General features: G+C 64.1%; 14 protein-coding genes. 9 read left to right on the forward strand and 5 right to left on the reverse strand.

Translation table 11 applies throughout. The features are described 5' to 3' along the window. Window positions 1-5: 5 nt before the first annotated feature. The 8 genes from pepP (at window position 6) to gcvP (ending at window position 11,157) form a co-directional block, all read left to right on the forward strand. Window positions 6-1,346, forward strand: a complete 1,341-nt coding sequence (pepP, locus tag ASB58_RS00480; protein ID WP_118129958.1) for a Xaa-Pro aminopeptidase — start codon at window positions 6-8, stop codon at window positions 1,344-1,346. Next, a complete protein-coding gene (gene ubiH, locus ASB58_RS00485; RefSeq protein WP_118128967.1) occupies window positions 1,343-2,539 on the forward strand; it encodes a 2-octaprenyl-6-methoxyphenyl hydroxylase in 1,197 nt (398 codons plus the stop codon). Before pepP ends, ubiH begins: the two co-directional genes overlap by 4 nt. 3 nt (window positions 2,540-2,542) lie before the next feature. Beyond that, window positions 2,543-3,769, forward strand: coding sequence for an FAD-dependent monooxygenase (locus ASB58_RS00490; RefSeq protein ID WP_118128968.1), 1,227 nt, complete (start codon window positions 2,543-2,545; stop codon window positions 3,767-3,769). Between the two features lie 125 nt (window positions 3,770-3,894). Further along, window positions 3,895-4,896, forward strand: a complete 1,002-nt coding sequence (locus ASB58_RS00495; protein ID WP_118128969.1) for an extracellular solute-binding protein — start codon at window positions 3,895-3,897, stop codon at window positions 4,894-4,896. Window positions 4,897-4,976: 80 nt separating this feature from the next. Then, the gene (locus tag ASB58_RS00500) at window positions 4,977-6,620 is read left to right on the forward strand and encodes an ABC transporter permease (RefSeq protein WP_118128970.1); all 1,644 of its coding nucleotides are present in this window, start codon (window positions 4,977-4,979) and stop codon (window positions 6,618-6,620) included. Window positions 6,621-6,695: 75 nt separating this feature from the next. Beyond that, the gene (gene gcvT / locus ASB58_RS00505; protein WP_118128971.1) at window positions 6,696-7,781 is read left to right on the forward strand and encodes a glycine cleavage system aminomethyltransferase GcvT; all 1,086 of its coding nucleotides are present in this window, start codon (window positions 6,696-6,698) and stop codon (window positions 7,779-7,781) included. Window positions 7,782-7,810: 29 nt separating this feature from the next. Then, on the forward strand, window positions 7,811-8,191 hold the full coding sequence (gcvH, locus tag ASB58_RS00510; protein ID WP_096003821.1) for a glycine cleavage system protein GcvH: 381 nt from the start codon (window positions 7,811-7,813) through the stop codon (window positions 8,189-8,191). A gap of 80 nt (window positions 8,192-8,271) precedes the next feature. Continuing rightward, entirely contained in the window at window positions 8,272-11,157 is a 2,886-nt protein-coding gene (gene gcvP, locus ASB58_RS00515; protein WP_118128972.1) for an aminomethyl-transferring glycine dehydrogenase, read from the forward strand. Window positions 11,158-11,168: 11 nt separating this feature from the next. Here the strand turns inward: gcvP and creC are convergent, their stop codons facing one another. The 4 genes from creC to ASB58_RS00535 form a co-directional block, all read right to left on the reverse strand. Next, a complete protein-coding gene (creC, locus tag ASB58_RS00520; RefSeq protein WP_118128973.1) occupies window positions 11,169-12,632 on the reverse strand; it encodes a two-component system sensor histidine kinase CreC in 1,464 nt (487 codons plus the stop codon). Beyond that, complete coding sequence (creB, locus tag ASB58_RS00525; RefSeq protein WP_118128974.1) at window positions 12,629-13,333, reverse strand: two-component system response regulator CreB; 705 nt, start codon at window positions 13,331-13,333, stop codon at window positions 12,629-12,631. The genes creC and creB overlap by 4 nt, the downstream gene beginning before the upstream one ends. Before the next feature lie 327 nt (window positions 13,334-13,660). Continuing rightward, window positions 13,661-14,227: a class GN sortase gene (locus ASB58_RS00530; RefSeq protein WP_118128975.1), complete on the reverse strand. Its 567-nt coding sequence runs from the start codon at window positions 14,225-14,227 to the stop codon at window positions 13,661-13,663. Further along, window positions 14,220-16,199 (reverse strand): marine proteobacterial sortase target protein, encoded by a 1,980-nt coding sequence (locus ASB58_RS00535; protein ID WP_118128976.1) that lies wholly within the window; start codon window positions 16,197-16,199, stop codon window positions 14,220-14,222. The genes ASB58_RS00530 and ASB58_RS00535 overlap by 8 nt, the downstream gene beginning before the upstream one ends. A 158-nt stretch (window positions 16,200-16,357) precedes the next feature. Between ASB58_RS00535 and mgtE the strand changes: the two genes are divergently transcribed. Further along, a complete protein-coding gene (gene mgtE / locus ASB58_RS00540; RefSeq protein ID WP_118128977.1) occupies window positions 16,358-17,980 on the forward strand; it encodes a magnesium transporter in 1,623 nt (540 codons plus the stop codon). Between the two features lie 9 nt (window positions 17,981-17,989). On the opposite strand, the gene ASB58_RS00545 is transcribed toward mgtE, so the two are convergent. Beyond that, the gene (locus tag ASB58_RS00545) at window positions 17,990-18,400 is read right to left on the reverse strand and encodes a PH domain-containing protein (RefSeq protein ID WP_096003827.1); all 411 of its coding nucleotides are present in this window, start codon (window positions 18,398-18,400) and stop codon (window positions 17,990-17,992) included. Window positions 18,401-18,470: the final 70 nt, after the last annotated feature.

The raw sequence follows: 18,470 nt of genomic DNA on the forward strand, positions 1-18,470 counted from the left end.
TGAAGATGCGAATCAGCAAGCAGGAATATGCCCGCCGCCGCAAGGCGCTGATGAACCAGATGGAAGCCAACAGCATTGCCGTGCTGCCGGCGGCCCAGGTGTTTATCCGCAACCGTGATGTCGAGCACAATTATCGCCAGGACAGCGACTTTCAGTATCTCACCGGCTTCCCTGAGCCAGAGGCAGTGGCTGTCTTGATTCCCGGCCGCGAGCATGGCGAGTACGTGTTGTTCTGCCGTGAAAAGGACAAGGAACGGGAGCTGTGGGACGGCTATCGAGCCGGACAGGAGGGCGCGGTCGTCGAATACGGCGCCAACGACGCTTTCCCCATCAGTGATATCGACGACATTCTGCCCGGGCTGATCGAGGGCCGCGAGCGTGTCTATTACGCCATGGGCGCCAACGCCGAGTTTGATCGTCGGCTGACCAACTGGATCAACCTGATTCGCAGCAAGGCGCGCCTCGGTGCCCAGCCGCCCAAAGAGTTTGTTGCGCTGGATCACCTGTTGCATGACATGCGCCTGTACAAAAGCGCCGGCGAGCAGAAGGTCATGCAGGCCGCGGCCGATATTTCCGCCGAGGCCCATGTGCGGGCCATGCAGTTCTGTCGCCCGGGCTGCTACGAGTATCAGCTGGAGGCCGAGCTGCAGCACTGCTTCATGCATCACGGCAGTCGCTCACCGGCCTATTCATCCATTGTCGCCGCCGGCAAGAATGCCTGCATCCTGCATTACACCGAGAATACTGCGCAGGTGCGCGATGGCGACCTGGTGCTGATTGATGCGGGCTGCGAGCTGGATTGCTACGCCAGCGACATCACTCGTACCTTCCCGGCCAGCGGCACTTTCAGCCCCGAGCAGCGTGCCATTTACGACATCGTGCTGGCGGCGCAGGAGGCGGCTATGGCGGTGATCGGCCCGGGGCACAGCTGGAACGAATCGCACGATGCCAGCGTGCGCGCCATTACGGCCGGGCTGGTGGAGCTGGGTCTGTTGCAGGGCGAGGTTGACGAGTTGATCGCCGGCGAGGCCTATCGCCGCTTCTATATGCACCGCCTCGGCCACTGGTTGGGCATGGATGTGCACGACGTGGGTGAATACCGCGTGGGCGGCGTTTGGCGCCAGCTGGAGCCGGGTATGGTGATGACCGTGGAGCCCGGCATTTACATCTCGCCGGATGACGACAGCGTACCACGCAAATGGCGCGGCATCGGCGTGCGGATCGAAGATGACGTGGTCGTGACCAGGACAGGCTACGAGGTGTTGACCGCCAAGGTGCCCAAGGACCCGGACGAGATCGAGGCGCTGATGGCAGCTGCGCGCCAGGCCGAGGCCGAGCCGGCGTGAGCCGCCGCATCAGTATTGTCGGCGGTGGCATGGTCGGCGCCAGCCTGGCGCTGGCTCTGCAACCGTTGGCGACACGGCACGGCTGGCGTATCGAATTGATTGAGGCGCACCCGCCGGTCAGCGGTGAGTTGCAACCCAGTTTTGATGCACGCTCCACGGCGCTGTCCCACGGTAGTCGGCTGCTGTTCGAGCGGCTGGGCGTGTGGGCCGGCGTGCAGGCCGAGGCGGCGCCCGAGCCGATCAGACAGATCCATGTCTCCGACCGCGGTCATCCGGGTGTCACCCGTCTGCATGCCGAGCAGGAGCGGGTGCCGGCACTCGGCTACGTTGTCGAGAACGCGCAGCTGGGCCGGGCGCTGCTAGGCGCGCTGGACGAGCGGGTGGTGAAGTGGCAGGCGCCGGCGCGGGTGGTGCGCGCTGAACCCGCTCGCACTGGCTGGTTGCTGCAGGTAGAGCAGGATGGGCAGGTGCACGAGCAGGCGACCGATCTTCTGGTGCTGGCTGACGGCGGCCGTTCGGGCCTGCTGGAGCAGTTGGGTATCCACCGCCAGGTGCGCCCTTACGGGCAGACCGCGATTATTGCCAATATCGCCAGCAGCCAAGGGCATGAGGGTGTTGCCTATGAGCGTTTCACCGAGAGCGGCCCGCTGGCGCTGCTGCCGATGTCCGGCGGGCGCAGTGCACTGGTCTGGACCCAGCCCGAGGCGCAGGCTGACGACGTGATGGCGCTGTCTGATGCAGCCTTTTTGCACGCGCTGCAGGACGCCTTCGGTTTTCGCATGGGCGCGCTCAAGCGCGTCGGTGCACGCCACAGTTACCCGCTCAGCCTGATCGAGGCCGAAGAGCAGGTACGCACCGGGCTGGTGGTGCTGGGCAACGCAGCGCACAGCCTGCATCCGATCGCTGGTCAGGGCTTCAATCTCAGCCTGCGGGATGTGCTGGCGCTGGCCGATACGCTGTCCAGCGCCGCGCCCGATCAGTCACCGGGTGAGTTGGCGCTGCTCAACGGCTATCTGCAGCGCCAGCGTCGGGATCAACAGCAAACCATTGCCTTCAGTGACGGGCTGACGCGCCTGTTCAGCAACCGTCGTCCGGTGCTGGCGGCCGGGCGCAACCTCGGGTTGCTGGGGATGGATATCGTCGCGCCGCTCAAATCAGTGTTTGCCCGGCAGGCAATGGGACTCAAGGGATAGGGCATGCAAAGCGGACAATTTGATCTGATCGTCGTCGGGGCCGGTATGGTCGGCTCGGCACTCGCCTGTGCGCTGGCGGGCAAGGGGCTGCGCCTGGCGCTGCTGGACGCCCAGCCGCTGGCGGCGTTGCCTGAGCCGCGCAGCGCCTCGGGTTACGACCCGCGGGTCAGTGCGCTGAGCGCGGCTTCTGAGCAGATCCTGCGCGCTGTCAATGCCTGGCAGCGGATTCCCGCAGAGCGCCTTTGCGCCTACCGGCACATGTGTGTCTGGGATGCCGAGGGCACCGGTGAGGTGCGCTTTGATGCTGACGCGCTGAGTGAGCCGCGGCTGGGGCATATCGTCGAGAACGGGCAGGTACAGAACGCACTGCTGGCTCGCCTGCAGGAGACCGATGTGACCTTGCTGGGCGAAAGCCGGGTGCAAGGCCTGGTGCGCGAAGACGAAGGCTGGCGGCTCAACCTGGACGATGGCCGGCAGCTGCGCGCGCCGCTGGTGCTGGGCGCCGATGGCGCACGCTCCCGGCTGCGTGAGCTGGCCGGCTTTGCCATGCGCGAGTGGGACTATCTGCACCACGCGGTAGTGACCACGGTTGAGCTGGACCGGCCCCATCAGGACACCGCCTGGCAGCGCTTTTTGCCCAGCGGCCCACTGGCCTACCTGCCGTTGCCGTCGCGCGACGGCCGGCATTTCTGCTCGATTGTCTGGTCGCTACTGCCAGACGCCGCCGAGAAGGTCATGGCGCTGGACGATCAGGCCTTCTGCCTGGCCCTGACTGACGGGCTGGAAGAGCGGCTTGGCACGGTGCAAGCGGCTGATCCGCGGGTCTGTATTCCGCTGCGCCAGCGACATGCCAAACGCTACGTGATGCCGGGGCTGGCGTTGCTGGGTGACGCCGCCCACAGTATTCATCCGCTGGCCGGGCAGGGCGTCAACCTCGGTTTTCTCGATGCTGCCCAGCTGGCCGATGTGCTGCTGGCCGCCTGCGAGCGTGGCGAGAACATCGCGGATCTGGCGGTGCTGGAGCGCTACGAGCGTGCGCGCATGGGCAACAATCTGGCAGTGATGGCTGCGATGGAGGGCTTCGAGCGCCTGTTTCATGCTGACGCCTTGCCGCTGCGCTGGTTGCGCAACACCGGCATGCAGTTGTTTGAGCGTGCGCCGTTGCTGAAGGCTCGGGTCATGCGCCAGGCAATGGGGCTGGATGGCGAGCTGCCGAGCCTGGCACGCTGAGTCGACAGACGCTGGTCAGTATCTGTCTGGCAACATCTGGCGACGTAATGAGTCGCAACGCCGCATTGCCAGTTAAAACAGGAATTATTATCATCCGCCATCCACACGCAACGGAGCGACCTTTCATGTCTGTGATCCGCAAGCTCGCCGCCCTCGGGTTGGCCGTCAGCACCTTGGGTGGCGTCGCCCAAGCCGAAGAGTTGGTAGTCTATTCGGCCCGTCAGGACCATCTGATCAAGCCGGTATTCGATCTCTATACCGAGAAGACCGGCACCACCTTCAAATACATCACCGACAGTGAGGCGCCGCTGCTGGCGCGTCTGAAGGCCGAGGGGGCCAACACCCCGGCTGACCTGTTGATCACCGTTGATGCCGGTAACCTCTGGCAGGCCGAGCAGCAGGGTGTTCTGCGCGCCGTCGACTCCGCGACCATCAGTGCCAACATTCCGGCCAAATACCGCTCCGCTGATGGCTACTGGACCGGCCTGTCGTTGCGCGCGCGGACCATCGCCTACTCTACCGAGCGGGTTGATCCGTCCGAGCTGAGCACCTACGAGGCGCTGGCAGACGAAGACTGGGCGGCGCGCCTGTGCCTGCGTACCTCGCGCAAGGTCTACAACCAGTCGCTGACCGCAACCATGATGGAAAGCATCGGCGTTGAGCGCACCACCGAGGTGCTGCAGGGCTGGGTCAACAACCTGGCGACGCCGGCCTTTGGTGATGACACCGCGCTGCTCAATGCCATCGCTGCGGGCCAGTGTGACGTGGGTATCGTCAACAGCTACTACTTCGGTCGTCTGGAAAAGGCTGATCCGTCCTTCCCGGTCAAGCTGTTCTGGCCGAACCAGCAAGACCGCGGTGTGCACGTGAATATTTCGGGCGCAGGTGTAACTGCACATGCCAAGCACCCGGATGAGGCCGTTGCCTTCCTCGAGTGGCTGACCACCGAAGAGGCGCAGCGCGTGTTTGCTGATGTGAACCAGGAATTCCCGGCCAACGAGTCGGTTGCTCCCTCCGAGGAGGTGGCCTCCTGGGGTGACTTCAAGCGTGACGACGTCAATGTCGAGGTGGCTGGCCGCCGCCAGGCCGAGGCCATCATGCTGATGGATCGCGTCGGCTGGCACTGATTCACCGCCGTTTTGCCGATATACTGCACGCCCGGCTCTGCTGGGCGTTGTTGTTCCTGTCGCTGATCCGTGGAGTCTGAGTGCCGCTTCCGTCCATTGTTTCCAAGCCCCAGTGGCGCGCTGTTGCCTACGCTGGCGCCGTGCTGGTGTTGCTGCCGCTGCTGGTCTTGGCGCTGAGCTGGAACTCGCTGGACAGCACCATCTGGAATCACCTGCTGGAAACCCAGATGGCCCGCCTGCTGGGCAATACGCTGGTGCTGGCCATTGGCGTGATCGTCGGGGTCGTGCTGCTGGGTGTCAGCCTGGCCTGGCTGACCAGCCTGTGTAACTTCCCTGGTCGGCGCTGGCTGGACTGGGCGTTGATGCTGCCCTTCGCCGTGCCGGCGTATGTGCTGGCCTTTGTCATGATCGGCATTCTGGACTTTGCCGGGCCGCTGCAAACCACGTTGCGGGGCTGGCTAGGCAGCGACTTTCGCATGGTCTCCATCCGCTCCACCGGTGGTGTGATTTTTGTGCTGGTGCTGGTGTTCTATCCCTACGTCTACATGCTCGCCCGGGGCGCGTTTCTGGCGCAGGGGCGCGGTCTGATGGAGGCCGCGCGGATTCTCGGGCACAGCCCCTGGCAGGCCTTCTGGCGGGTGGCGTTGCCGATGGCGCGGCCGGCTATCGGTGCCGGCGCGGCGCTGGCCGTCATGGAAACGCTGGCTGACTTTGGTGCGGTCTCGGTGTTCAACTACGACACCTTTACCACGGCGATCTATAAAACCTGGTACGGCTTCTACAGCCTGCAGACGGCGACCCAACTGGCCAGCCTGCTGTTGCTGTTTGTGCTGCTGGCGCTGTATGCCGAGCGGCGAGCACAGGGCAGCAAGCGCTTTCCCGGCAGCGACAAGCCGCGCCAGGGGCCGCTGTTTCAGCTGCGCGGTGTGCGCGGCTGGCTGGCCACCGGCTATTGCCTGCTAGTGCTGGCGGTGGCATTTATCATTCCCCTTGTGCAGCTGTTCTACTGGCTGTTCACCAGCGGCAGTGACTTTGACGAGCGCTATTGGTCGCTGATCCGCAATACCCTGACCCTTGGCGGCATCGCCGCCGTGACCACGGTGGTGGTGGCGATGCTGCTGGTGCTGGCGCGACGTCTGCAGCCCATTCGTCGGGTGCGCTCGGCGGTGGCGCTGGCCAACCTCGGCTACGCGCTGCCCGGCTCGGTGCTGGCGGTGGGTATCATGTTTGCCTTCAGCGTGGCGGATAATCAGCTGGTGGTGCCGCTGCAGCGCTGGCTGGGAGTCGAGTCGCCCGCTCCCTTGCTGCTGGGTAGCCTGTTTGCCCTGCTGCTGGCCTACCTGATTCGCTTTATGGCGGTGGCCAGCGGGCCGCTGGATACTGCGCTCGCGCGTATCCGGCCGGCCTTGCCGGAAGCGGCGCACAGCCTTGGGCACTCGGGAGTCAGCGTGTTCTGGCGCGTCTATTTGCCGCTGTTGATGCCGGGGCTGCTCAGCGCCGGCCTGCTGGTGTTTGTCGACGTACTCAAGGAAATGCCCGCCACCCTGTTGATGCGCCCCTTCGGCTGGGACACGCTGGCCGTGCGCATCCACAGCCTGACCGCTGAAGGCAACTGGCCGGAAGCGGCACTACCAGCCATTACGCTGGTGGCAACCGGCCTGTTGCCGGTGATCGTGTTGATCCGCCGTTCGGCCCAGTCGGTCGGTCGCGGCAACGCGCACTGATCGGCGGGCTGCACAGCGACCGGGTTTGCGGCTACAATTCGGCCTTTGCAACCCCCCGAACCGAAGGATGGCGCAATGGCCCTGCGGACTCCCCTGTACGACCAGCACCTTGCTGCTGGCGCCAAGATGGTCGATTTTGGCGGCTGGGATATGCCAATCAACTATGGCTCCCAGCTGGAAGAACACCATCAGGTACGTCGTGCCGTTGGCATGTTTGATGTGTCGCACATGACCGTGGTCGATGTCGATGGCAGCGAAGCGCAGGCTTACCTGCAATACCTGCTGGCCAACGACGTAGCGCGTCTGAAGACCCCGGGCAAGGCCCTCTACAGTGGCATGCTGAACGAGCAGGGCGGTGTGATCGACGACCTGATCGTCTACCTGGCCGGCGACGGCTACCGTGTGGTGGTTAACGCCGCGACCCGCGAGAAGGACCTGGCTTGGATGAGCAAGCAGGCCGACTCCTTTGCCGTAAACCTGACCGAGCGTAGCGAGCTGGCGATGATCGCGGTTCAGGGCCCGCAGGCACTGGAATTGGTCAAATCGGTGGTCAGCGATGACCGCGCTGCACTGATCAGCGATCTCAAGCCCTTCCAGGGCTTGCCGTCTGGCGACTGGTTTATCGGTCGTACCGGTTATACCGGCGAAGACGGTCTGGAGATCATGCTGCCGGCCGAGCAGTCCGCCGATTTCTGGCAGGCGCTGCTGGCCGCCGGCTGCAAGCCCTGCGGGCTGGGTGCGCGTGACACCCTGCGTCTGGAGGCCGGTATGAACCTGTACGGCTCCGATATGGACGAAAGCATTTCCCCGCTGGCCGCCAACATGGCCTGGACCATCGCCTGGGAGCCGGCCGAGCGCGACTTTATCGGTCGTCAGGCGCTGGAAGCCCAAAAAGCTGCGGGCGATCAGCCCAAGCTGGTGGGTCTGGTACTGGAAGAGCGCGCGGTGCTGCGCGGCCATCAGAAAGTCATCGTCGACGGTGTCGGCGAAGGCGAAATTACCAGCGGTACCTTTTCCCCGACGCTGGGTTACTCCATCGCGCTGGCCCGTGTGCCCCGTGCGACCGGCAGCAGCGCCAAGGTCGAGATTCGCGGCAAGCTGCTGGCTGTGCGCGTGGTCAAGCCCAGCTTCGTGCGTAACGGCCAGTCGGTCATCGAATAAGTATTGATTCAACTTCCGAGGATATTCCCATGAGCAACATTCCTGCCGAACTGCGTTACGCCTCCAGCCACGAGTGGACCCGTCTGGAAGCCGATGGCACCGTGACCGTCGGTATTACCGACCACGCTCAGGACCTGCTGGGTGACGTGGTGTTTGTCGAATGCCCCGAGGTCGGTCGCGAAGTCGCTGCCGGTGAAGAGTGTGCGGTGGTCGAGTCGGTCAAGGCCGCTTCCGACATCTACGCGCCGATCAGCGGCGAAATCATTGCGGTCAACGAGGCGCTGGCCGACTCCCCCGAGCTGGTCAACAGCGCGCCCTACGGCGATGCCTGGTTCTTCAAGATCAAGCCCAGCGACGCTGCCGAGCTGGACAAGCTGATGGATGCGGCCGCCTACGGCGCCTCCATCTGATCGCTATTCGCTGGTTGTTGTGCTGAAGCCCTGATTCGCGTCGGGGCTTTTTGCTTTCACACTTTGCACAGGTACACCCCATGAGCCACACCCCGAGCCTCGTCGAGCTGGAACAGACCGACGCCTTCATTCGCCGCCATATCGGCCCCGACGCCGCAGAGCAGCAAGCCATGCTGTCGACTCTGGGCGCCGACACACTGGAGGCGCTGGTCGCACAGACCGTGCCGCAAAGCATTCTGCGCAATGACCTGCTGCCGCTGGACGGCCCGCGCAGCGAGGCCGAGGTGCTGGACTATCTGAAGCAGGTTGCCGGCCGCAACCAGATCTTCACCTCCTGCATCGGCATGGGCTACCACGGCACGCTGACGCCGACCGTGATCCTGCGCAACGTGCTGGAAAACCCGGGCTGGTACACCGCCTACACCCCGTATCAGCCGGAAATTGCCCAGGGCCGGCTGGAGTCGCTGCTGAACTTCCAGCAGCTGACCATCGACCTGACCGGCATGGAGCTGGCCAGCGCCTCGCTGCTGGACGAAGCCACCGCCGCAGCCGAAGCCATGGCCCTGGCCAAGCGGGTTGCCAAGAGCAAGAGCAACCTGTTCTTTGTTGATCAGGATTGCCATCCGCAGACCATCTCCGTGGTGCTGACCCGCGCCGAGGCCTTCGGCTTCGACGTGGTGGTCGACGACGTCAGCACGCTGGGCGAGTACGAGGTGTTTGGTGCGCTGTTCCAGTATCCGACGACCTGGGGTGAGATCCGCGACCTCAAGCCGCTGATCGAACAGGTTCAGGCGCAGAAAGGTCTGGCCTGTGTGGGCGCCGACCTGCTCGGCCTGACCCTGCTGACCCCGCCGGGTGAGCTGGGCGCTGACGTGGTCTTCGGCTCGGCGCAGCGCTTCGGTGTGCCGATGGGCTACGGCGGACCGCACGCGGCGTTCTTTGCCACCCGCGATGCCTACAAGCGCGCCATGCCGGGCCGTATTATCGGCGTATCCGTGGATACCCGCGGCAACCGCGCCCTGCGTATGGCGCTGCAGACTCGCGAGCAGCACATTCGCCGCGAGAAGGCCAACTCCAACATCTGTACCGCGCAGGTGCTGCTGGCCAACATCGCCAGCTTCTACGCGGTCTATCATGGCCCGCAGGGCCTCAAGCAGATCGCCGAGCGGGTGCAGCGCTTTACCGCGATTCTGGCTGAAGGCCTGAGTGCGCAGGGTATCGAGCGTCGCAACGCGACCTTCTTCGACACCCTGACCCTGAAGGTGCCGGGCAAGGCCCGCGAGATACTTGAACGCGCCCGCGCCGCGCGCATCAATCTGCGCGTGATCGATGCCGATCACCTGGGCGTCAGCCTGGATGAAACCACTACACGTGCGACCATTGATCAGCTGCTGGCGGCCTTCGCCGGCGCCGCGCACGGTCAGGATGTCGCCGCGCTGGATACCAAGGTCAGCGTTACCGAGATGGGCATTCCGGCGGCTCTGCGTCGCACCTCCGCCTATCTGACTCACCCGGTGTTCAACAGCTACCACTCGGAAACCGAGATGCTGCGCTATATCAAGTCGCTGGAGAACAAGGATCTGGCGCTGAACCACGCGATGATCCCGCTCGGCTCCTGCACCATGAAGCTGAACGCCACCACCGAGATGATTCCGATCACCTGGCCGGAGTTTGGTCAGCTGCACCCGTTTGCCCCGCTGGCGCAGGCCGAAGGCTACAAGCAGATGATCGACGAGCTGGAAGCCATGCTGCGTACCATCACCGGCTTCGACGCCATCTGCATGCAGCCGAACTCCGGCGCGCAGGGTGAGTACGCCGGTCTGCTGGCGATCCGCAAGTTCCACGAAAGCAACGACGAGGCGCACCGTAACGTCTGCCTCATCCCGACCTCGGCGCACGGTACCAACCCGGCCTCGGCGATGATGGCAAGCATGCGCGTGGTGCTGGTCAACTGTGACGATCAGGGCAACGTGGATGTGGCGGATCTGCGCCAGAAGGCGGCCGACAACGCCGATAACCTGTCCTGCCTGATGATCACCTACCCGTCGACCCACGGTGTCTATGAGGAAGGTATCCGCGAGATCTGCGAGATCATTCACCAGCACGGTGGCCAGGTGTACATGGACGGCGCCAACCTCAATGCGCAGGTCGGTCTGACCCGTCCGGCCGACATCGGCGCCGACGTATCGCACATGAACCTGCACAAGACCTTCTGCATTCCGCACGGTGGCGGCGGCCCGGGTATGGGCCCGATCGGCGTCAAGGCGCACCTGGCGCCCTTCGTTGCCAACCACCCGGTGGTGCCGCTGGATGGCCCGAACCCGGAGAACGGTGCGGTCAGTGCGGCGCCGTGGGGCAGCGCAAGCATCCTGCCGATCAGCTGGACCTACATCGCCCTGATGGGCGCTATCGGTCTGCGTCAGGCTACCTCGGTCGCCATCCTCAACGCCAACTATCTGGCCAAGCGTCTGGGCGATGCTTACCCGGTGCTGTACAGCGGTCGTAACGGCCGGGTGGCGCACGAGTGCATCATCGACATCCGTCCGCTCAAGGCGGCCTCGGGTATCAGTGAAGAAGACGTGGCCAAGCGTTTGATGGACTTCGGCTTCCACGCGCCGACCATGTCCTTCCCGGTGGCCGGCACCTTGATGATCGAGCCGACCGAGAGCGAGTCCAAGGCCGAGCTGGATCGCTTTGTCGACGCGATGCTGACCATTCGTGCCGAGATCCGCAAGGTCGAGCAGGGCGAGTGGACGGCAGAGGACAACCCGCTGCACAACGCGCCGCACACCCTGGCTGACATCACCGGCGCCTGGCAGCGTGCTTACAGCCGCGAGGAAGCGGTGTTCCCGCAGCCCTGGGTCGCGGCCAACAAGTTCTGGCCAAGCGTGAACCGGATCGACAACGTGTACGGGGACCGCAACCTGTTCTGCGCCTGCCCGCCGATCGAAGCCTACGAGGGCTAAGATCGGGCCTGTCAGGAGAGTGGGGCGCTGCCCTCTTTCTCCTGCTGGGCTCTGTCCAGCATCATCTCCACTTCTACGCCGCCTTCCGCGCGGTTATGCAGGCTCACCCGGCCGCGGTGCAGTCTGGCGATTTCCCTGACAAAACTCAGCCCCAGACCGGTGCTCTTGCGCTGGCCGTCCGGCCGCGGCAGGGAATAGAAACGCTCAAACACCCGATCCAGGGCGTAGTCCGGTACGGCCGGGCCGTCGTTGCACACGCGCAGGCTCAGTGCCGTGCCGCTGGTACTGATTTGCAGGGTGATGGCGCCGCCGGGCAGGCTGAACTCGATGGCGTTATCCAGCAGGTTGCTGATCGCCTGTTCGAGCAGAAAACGGTCGCCGGCGAGCCGACTGTCGACGTTGCACTCAAGGTGCAGCGTCAGCTCCTTGCGTTCGGCCAGCGGGCGCTTGGCTTCCAGCTCGAGCGCGGCAATCTCGGCCAGATCCAGGCTCTCGGTCTGCTCCAGCGCCTGACGTTTTTCCACCCCGGCCAGCGATAGCAGGCGGTCAACCAGGCGCTGCAGACGACTGGACTCGCTGTCGATATTGGCCAGAAAGCGCGCGCGCATGGGCTCCGGCACGTCTGCTTCCTGCAGCAGCTCGGCGGCGCCGCGGATGGCCGATAGCGGCGACTTCATTTCATGCGTCAGGGTGTGCACGTATTGCTCGACGTAGGCCTTGCCGTCGATTTCGCGGCGCATGGCCTCGGTGGCGGCGGCCAGCCTTGCCAGCTCCTTGTCGGCCAGTTGCGGTGGACTGACCCGCTCACCGTGGCGCACCCGTTCGACGTAATCGACCAATTGGCGCACCGACCGCGTCAGCCAGAACGCCATACCGGCACCGAGCAGCAGCGCGCCAAACAGGATGATGCCGCCGCGTTGCCAGAAGTAGCCGTGCGCCAGGGTGATGAAGGGGTGCAGGCTGGCGTTGGGTTTGCCGAGGGTCAGTACACCGGCCAGCTGGCCGCCCTGATACACCGGCGCGGCGATGTACATCAGACTGCTGGTGTCGTCTTCGGGGTCGATGCGTGTGGTGCGCGCGCCGTACTCGCCGCGCAGGGTCAGTGATACGTCGCGCCACTGTGAATAGTCTTCGCCGATCTGCTGCGGATCGGTGTGGTACAGCACGCTGCCGTTCAGATCCGTCAGGTAGATCACCAGTTCGGTGCCGGTCTTGTGCCGGGACCAGATCTGCGCATCGAGCTGGCGCGCCAGGTAACGATCGATGGCGGTGGCAAACGGACTGTCTGCGGCAAAGCCCTCCTGCCAATGCTGTTCGGCGATTTCGGCCAGCAGGTTGGCACTGTCGACCATCACCTCCTCGCTGGCCTGGCGTACGGACGAGGGCACCTGATTGAGGATGCTGTTGAGAAACAGCACCGTGGCCAGCCCGGCGATCAGAAACCAGCCAAGAAGCAGCCGGGTAGTGAGGCTCATGGGTGGGCGTCCGGCAGCTGCGGGTTGATGCTGTAACCAAGGCCGCGGTGGGTGACGATCGGGTCGTGGCCGGGCAGGATGCGTTTGAGCTTGGTGCGAATGCCCTTGATGTGGGTGTCGATCACCCGGTCGAGACTGGCACCAGGATCGGCCCAGACGGCTTCCATCAACTGATCACGGCTGAGAACGTGCTCGGGACGGCGCAGCAGGGTGCTGAGAATCAGATACTCGTAGCGGGTCAGCTCCAGCCACTGCTGGTGGTAGCGAATGCGCCGCCGCTCGGCGTCGTGTAGAAACAGCTCGGCGGGCGCCGGTTGCTCGCTGGCGACAGGCTCGGCGCGGGTGCGACGCAGAATGGCGCGCACCCGGGCGGAAATCTCCCGCGGGCTGAACGGTTTGACCACGTAGTCGTCGGCGCCGATTTCCAGCCCGACGATGCGGTCGACTTCTTCCTTGCGTGCGGTCAGAAACATGATTGGCAGGGCGGAAAACTGGCGGATGCGGCGACAGACTTCAAAGCCGCTTTCGTCGGGCAGGCCAACGTCCAGCACCAGCAGGTCGACCGGGTTGTCGCGCAGCCATTGCATGCCCTCGCCAGCCAGACCGCACCAGTGGACGTCGAAGCCTTCGGTGCTCAGGGCATACACCAGCGCATCGGCGATGGCGGGCTCGTCTTCGATAATCAGAATCCTGTCCGGCATGGTCTGCTCTGTCCGTGAATCGTCCGCCGATTGTGGCGGTTTCGCTAGGGTCTGTTGACGTTTCGTTCGCCCGCCTGCCGGAGGCCATTTTTTTGGCCAGGCAAGGCGGAGGATGCGTAGTGTAGTTGATCTACACAAGCGACCGACAACGTAGCATGGCCGAAAAATGGCCCCGGCCCCTCGGGTTGCGCCTGTAAGGCCGCCACTCGGCGTCGCTCGTCGCTTATTTGGAATGACCAAACTGCGCTCCTTGCTTCTTGATTGGCGGCCTTACAGGCAGCAACAGGCGGGTGAACGAAACGTCAACAGACCCTATGGCCAGTGCAATCACGAGGCGGGTGCCTCCAGCCAGGCGGTGACCACGTAGCGTAGCGGGCCACCGCTGGTGAGGGCGCGGAACGGGTAGCAGGTGACCAGCCGCAGTTCGGCGCGCTCGTATTGCAGAATCATTGGCTCATTCCGACTATCAACAATGCGCTGGCTGGCGACCCGGTAGCGGTACTCTTGGCCGTCGGCAGCCTGCAGGGTGAGCACCTGACCGGTCTGCAGGTGTTCGACAAAGGCGAAGTGGCTGTCCTGGTGGCCGGCCAGCAGCAGGGTGCCTGTGCCGCCCGGCATGACGCCGTTATCCAGTTGCCCCGGGCCGAAGGCCAGGGCCTGCCCGCTGACGCTGTCCAGCACGTAGCGGGCCTCGCCGCCCGGGGTGGTCAGTTTAGCCACCGGCCAGGTATCGGCCCAGGGCCAAGGTTTGCTCGGCGTGCCCGCCTGCAGCTGCTCGGCCCAGGCGTCGGCAATCAGCATCTGGGCCAGCCACGCCTTGGCCTGCAGCCAGCCGCCCTGGGCGGCCGCCGCAATGGCGCCCAGCAGCAGGACCGCAGCAATCAGCTTACGCATGGCGCGGCTTCCAGTTCAGCACCAGAATTGCCGCCAGCATTAGCGCCAGTGCCAGTGCCCACAAGCCGGTGAGGCCAAGCGAGGTCTGCGGATACAGGCGGTGGTCGACCGGGTTCAGGTTGGGCACCCGTTGGCTGTCGAGCGGTTCGTCAGCGGCGCGTACCGGTTGCTCCTCGACGGCGACGAAGCTGGTGAAGCGGCTCATCAACTGATGCTCCAGCGCTACCGGCAACACTAGGTCACGCACTTCGTCCTCGCCGGCGCCCTCGTTCAGACGGTCCATGGCGGCTTCGATCTTGCGGCGTGCCCAGATTCTGGCGATGCCATTGCCCTGCTGTGGCTCGGGGATGTGCAGGTGCTGCTCCCATGGCGCCGGTTGGCGGCCGTGCAGGGCCACTTTCTCCGGCAGTTGGTTCAGTTTCATGGCGATCAGCAACGGCTGATCCGAGTACAGATCGGGCAGTTTCTGCGGCCAGATTTCGGCATCGATGCCTTCCGGCAGCTCCAGTTGCAGGTGGGTCAGTACCGGTGACTCCAGTTTCTCGAACAGCCGCTCCATGGCGTCTTCAATCCCTGCACGGTCATCAATCGAGGTGAACTGGCCGCGGCCGACTTCGGCTGCCTTGCGCAGCAGGAAGCTGTTGGGGGACGCGCCAATGCCGACGGTGAAGATCCGCGCCTGACGCAGGCGCTGCTGAATCATCTGCAGGACTTCGCGCTCGTTGCTGACCGAGCCGTCGGTGATGAAGATCAGCTGGCGCAGGTAGCCGGGCTCGTTTGGCTGAGTCAGCGCCTCGCGCAGCACGGGCAGCATCTCGGTGCCGCCGCCGGCCGGCAGTCCGGCCACCCAGCTGCGCGCTTCCTGCAGGTTGTCCTGGGTGGCGTTCACCGGCTCACGGTAGAGCATGCTGTATTCACTGTTGAATTCGAGCACATTGAAACGGTCTTCGGGCTGCAGGCGGCCCAGCGCCTGGATCAGGCTGTCACGTGCCTGGCGAATGCGCTCGCCCTGCATTGAGCCCGAGGTGTCGAGAATCAGAAACACCTCGCGTGGCTGGCGTTCACGGCTGACCGGTTCGGCAGCAGGCGAAAGCATCATCAGCGCGTAGTGGTCGTCGCCCACCTGTTCGGTGAATACGGCGACCTGGTTGCCGGCTTCGCTGGGCAGCTGCCAGTTGAGGACGAAGTCGCGATCCATGACCACCGGATTGTCCTGCAGCTGAATGCGGTACTGGCGGCCGTCAAAATGGCTGCTGATGGCGTGGCTCGGGCTGCTCACCTCGTGCAGGGCAAAGCCGCTGTGCAGGTTGATATGGATGTCGGCCTGATGGGATGGCCCGTCACGCCACAGGCTGCCGACAATCGGGCCTTCCGGGCGTGCATCACTGGCGGCGACGGGCTGCTGCTGACCATCGACCGGCTGCGGGCGAGCGTTGTAACGCGGGGTCATGGTCAGCGGCAGGCGCAGGCTGTAACGTCCTGCGTCCGGCTGCAGCAGTTCGGTGTAGCTGAGGATGACGCTGATGGTTTCACCTGCGCCGATGTTGGCGACCGAGGTGCTGAACAGGTTGGGGCGTTCCTGCTCGACCAGACCGGTCTGCTGGCCGTTGTCCCGTGCCTGCTGGTAGGTCTTGCGCGCTTGTTCGCGCTCCTGAATCTGGCCGTTGATGCGGCGCTCGCCGATTTCCAGGGTCATGGCGTGAATGGCGGCATTTTCGCTGGTGGGCAGCACATAGCGGCCCTCGGCAAAGGCGCCACCGGGGTTGCTGAAGGATTGGCGAATCTGTACTTCGGCGACCGGGCCGCTGATCTGCACCTGCATATCGGTGTTGAGCAGCAGGGCGGGTTGCCAGCTGCCGTCGTCGGCACGCAGCAGGAAGCTGCCGGTGCCCGGTTGGTCGTTTGCAGCGGCCTGCGCGTTGAGTGAGGCGAGGGCGCCAAGCAGCACTAGCCAGATGAATGCGGTCTTCATGTCGGTCTCCCTGTGGACTGTGACAGGCAGTGTGTTGGCCGCCTTTGTGCTGCGTATGTGGTTTGTGTGTGGTTTTTACCGGTGACCCTGTTCTGGTGCATGTCGTCTTCCGACGGTACATTGTTGTACTTCCTCCCCCTGCCGGAACCTGCCTGCCTATGACCGATACCGACAGCCTCAGCATTCGCACTGAACTCGATGCCATCGTCGAGGCGCTGGAGCGCGACAAGCGCAAGCGGGTGCGCAAGCTGCTGCGCGGTATGCATCCAGGCAAGGTGGCGAGTCTTCTGGAGGCGCTGGATGGCGAGCTGCGAGCCGCGCTCTGGCAGCAAATCGAGGACGAGTCGGAGGAGCAGGTACTCAAGCACCTGAGCCCGCTGTTGGGTGCCCAGCTGCGCCGCGAGCCGGAAGAATCCGATCTGGCGGAAGAAAGCGAGGAGGGTGACGGCGCGGCGACGCAGATCGCTCGCGTGCGTGATGCCCTGGAGGCAGGCAAGTTCAAGCGCGTGGGCAAGGCTTTCCGGCAGATGCATCCGGCCAAGGCGGCCGGTCTGCTTGAAGCGCTGCCGCCGGCCGAGCGCAGCAGCGTCTGGGAAATGCTCGACGCCGAGCGCGCGGGCAAGATTCTGGTCCATCTGCATGACGAAGTACGCGCGCGTCTGGCGCTGGAGATGGAGGAGGACGAGCTGGTTGCTGCCGCGCGCAAGCTTGATCTCGACGACCTGGTTGACCTGATTCAGGCGCTGCCCAGCGGCAGTGGCCGACAGCTGCTGCAGGCGATGGACGTGCGCAAGCGTCAGCAGTTGCTGTCGATGCTGTCCTACCCGGAAGACTCCGCTGGCGGTCTGATGAACACCGACCATATCTCGGTGCGCGCTGATGTGCGGGTGGGCTCGGTATTACGTTATCTGCGGCTGCTGGAAGACCTGCCGGACCACACCGACAAGGTCATGGTGGTCGACCGCAAGAACCGCTATCAGGGCGTATTGCGCCTCAGTCGGCTGGTGACCAGCACGCCGGACTCGGTGGTCAGCGATGTCATGGACGCCGACTTTCAGCCCTTTGATGTGATGCTGCCCAGTCAGGACGTAGCGCGTCGCTTCGAGGATTTGGACATTCTGTCGGCGGCGGTGGTTGACGAGAACCAGTTGCTGATCGGCCGTATCACCGTGGATGACGTGATGGATATCATCCGCGAAGACTCCGAGCGGGCCATGATGAGTATGGCGGGCCTGGATGATGAGGCAGACATGTTCGCGCCGGTTTTGACCAGCAGCCGTCGCCGTGCGGTCTGGTTGGGGATCAATCTGGTGACCGCCTTTCTGGCCGCCTGGGTGATTGGCCTGTTCCAGGGCACGCTGGAGCAACTGGTGGCGCTGGCCGTGCTGATGCCGATTGTGGCCAGCATGGGCGGGATCGCCGGCAGTCAGACGCTGACACTGGTAGTACGGGGGATGGCGCTGGGCCAGGTAGAAGGCGGTAACGCGCGGCTGCTGCTCAGCAAGGAAATGGGCATTGCCTGTCTTAACGGTGTGCTATGGGCCTTGGTGGTGGCTGGGCTAGCCGTTGCCTGGTTCGGCAACTGGCAGCTGGGAGCGGTGATCGCCGCCGCCATCTTGCTCAACCTGCTTTGCGCGGCGGTCTCTGGCTTGGCGATCCCGCTGCTGCTGCGCCGCTTCGGGGTTGACCCGGCGCTGGCCGGTAGCGTGATTCTGACGACCGTCACCGATGTGGTGGGCTTTCTGGCCTTCCTTGGACTGGCGACGCTGTTTCTGCTCTGAGCCTGCCGCTCAGTCAATTGGATTGCTGACGCTTTCGATCTCGCGTTTGACGTACATCGGATCGTCAATGTTGCGAAACTTCACATCGCTGATGCCGCGGCCGGTCAGCTTGACCGTGCCGTAACCGAACATCCGTCCCCAGATGCTTTGCTCGATCTCGACGGTCTCGATCGAACTGAGCTTCATCTCTTCGGTATGCCGGCTGATGATGCCGGTCTTGAGGATCACCCGCTTATTGGTCACACCCTGCTCGATGGAGCGCAAGCGAAAGTACTCATACAGCGCAATCAGCCAGGTCAGCCCGAAGGTGATCAATCCCAATACCAGCCAGCAGTACATGGGCACCCTGGCAAACCAGTGCAGCTGGAAGACCTTGTGGATGGTCTCGCCGCTCGATAGCGACTCTTCGATGTAGGACATGCGGTGCTTCCTTTCCCTTGTGGCTGGTGATCAGGCTCAACTGTAGCCTGACTGTGACCCGCGGCGCGAC

This window comes from Pseudomonas abyssi, assembly GCF_003444685.1.
GTDB classification, from domain to species: Bacteria; Pseudomonadota; Gammaproteobacteria; order Pseudomonadales; family Pseudomonadaceae; genus Halopseudomonas; species Halopseudomonas abyssi.

Bases quoted from the DNA above. Each gene is read 5' to 3' on its own strand.
- pepP (WP_118129958.1), top strand. From the start codon at position 6: ATGCGAATCAGCAAGCAGGAATATGCCCGCCGCCGCAAGGCGCTGATG.
- ASB58_RS00490 (WP_118128968.1), top strand. From the start codon at position 2,543: ATGCAAAGCGGACAATTTGATCTGATCGTCGTCGGGGCCGGTATGGTC.
- ASB58_RS00495 (WP_118128969.1), top strand. From the start codon at position 3,895: ATGTCTGTGATCCGCAAGCTCGCCGCCCTCGGGTTGGCCGTCAGCACC.
- gcvT (WP_118128971.1), top strand. From the start codon at position 6,696: ATGGCCCTGCGGACTCCCCTGTACGACCAGCACCTTGCTGCTGGCGCC.
- gcvH (WP_096003821.1), top strand. From the start codon at position 7,811: ATGAGCAACATTCCTGCCGAACTGCGTTACGCCTCCAGCCACGAGTGG.
- gcvP (WP_118128972.1), top strand. From the start codon at position 8,272: ATGAGCCACACCCCGAGCCTCGTCGAGCTGGAACAGACCGACGCCTTC.
- creC (WP_118128973.1), bottom strand. From the start codon at position 12,632: ATGAGCCTCACTACCCGGCTGCTTCTTGGCTGGTTTCTGATCGCCGGG.
- creB (WP_118128974.1), bottom strand. From the start codon at position 13,333: ATGCCGGACAGGATTCTGATTATCGAAGACGAGCCCGCCATCGCCGAT.
- ASB58_RS00530 (WP_118128975.1), bottom strand. From the start codon at position 14,227: ATGCGTAAGCTGATTGCTGCGGTCCTGCTGCTGGGCGCCATTGCGGCG.
- ASB58_RS00535 (WP_118128976.1), bottom strand. From the start codon at position 16,199: ATGAAGACCGCATTCATCTGGCTAGTGCTGCTTGGCGCCCTCGCCTCA.
- mgtE (WP_118128977.1), top strand. From the start codon at position 16,358: ATGACCGATACCGACAGCCTCAGCATTCGCACTGAACTCGATGCCATC.
- ASB58_RS00545 (WP_096003827.1), bottom strand. From the start codon at position 18,400: ATGTCCTACATCGAAGAGTCGCTATCGAGCGGCGAGACCATCCACAAG.